The organism is Streptomyces sp. NPDC096132, assembly GCF_044763345.1.
Classification (GTDB): domain Bacteria; phylum Actinomycetota; class Actinomycetes; order Streptomycetales; family Streptomycetaceae; genus Streptomyces.
Genome location: NZ_JBIWGA010000107.1, coordinates 1 through 1,037, shown reverse-complemented (window position 1 = coordinate 1,037; position 1,037 = coordinate 1). Strand labels below are relative to the sequence as shown.

General features: G+C 71.8%; 1 pseudogene. It reads right to left on the bottom strand.

The window, feature by feature from the left end:
* Positions 1 to 1,037: pseudogene (locus ACIRF9_RS52735) on the bottom strand (glycoside hydrolase family 65 protein); the annotation flags it as partial.

Below are 1,037 nucleotides of genomic sequence, written 5' to 3'. Positions count from 1 at the left end.
ATGTCGCCGCGCAGGGCCTCCTGGCAGTACGTCCACGCCTCGGCGCGCCGCGCGCGGGCGAGGACCCAGCCGTGGACCAGACCGCTGAGGGTGGAGCCGTGACTGGTGCGGACGAGATAGTGGTCGACCGTCCGGTGCCAGGTGTCGTCGTCCAGCCGGTGGCCCAACCGCTCGAAGAGGCCCCGGAGTTCGTGCGGCGAGAAAAGATAGCCGAGCATCAGGACGTCGGCCTGCTTGGACGCCTTGTAGTGGTTGACCGTGTCGCCCTCCGCCTCGAGGATCCGGTCCAGGCGCCGGATGTCGCCGTATCGCCGCCGGTAGCCCTCCCAGTCGAGCTCGGCGAGGTCGCCGTAGCCCTCGAACTGGCTGATGACGCCGTCGTGAAAGGGCACGTGGAGCGTGCGGGAGACGCCTTCCCACTGTTCGAGCTCGCCCCCGTCCAGGCCGGTGCGCTCGGCGAGTTCGCGCAGGCGGGGTTCCGGCAGGGCCCGCAGCACGTCCACGGTGCGGGCCAGCACCCAGGCGGCGGTGACGTTGGTGTACGCGTTGTCGTCCAGCCCCGGCTGCCGGGCGCCGGGATAGGCGTCGTGGTACTCGTCGGGACCCATCACGCCCCGGATGCGGTGCCGGCCCAGCCGTTCGTCCCAGGTGGCCGAGTCCGCCCAGAAGCGGGCGATCTGCAGCAGCATCTCCGCACCCTTGGTGTGCAGGAACTCGTCGTCCCCGCTGGCCTCGCAGTACTGCACCACGTTGTACGCCACCGCCGAGCCGACGTGCCGCTGGAGCCGCGAGTGGTCCGGCAGCCAGCGTCCCGAGCGGGGGTTGAGATGCAGTTGCTGCGTCTCCTCGCGCCCGTCGCTGCCGCTCTGCCAGGGGTACAGCGCGCCGCGCCGGCCGATCGCGCGGGCGGCGGCGCGGGCCCGGTCGAGGCGGCGGTGGCGGTAGCGGAGCAGGGCGCGGGAGACCTCCGGGAAGTGCAGGTGGAGGTACGGCAGCACGAACAGCTCGTCCCAGAAGACATGGCCGCGGTACGCCTC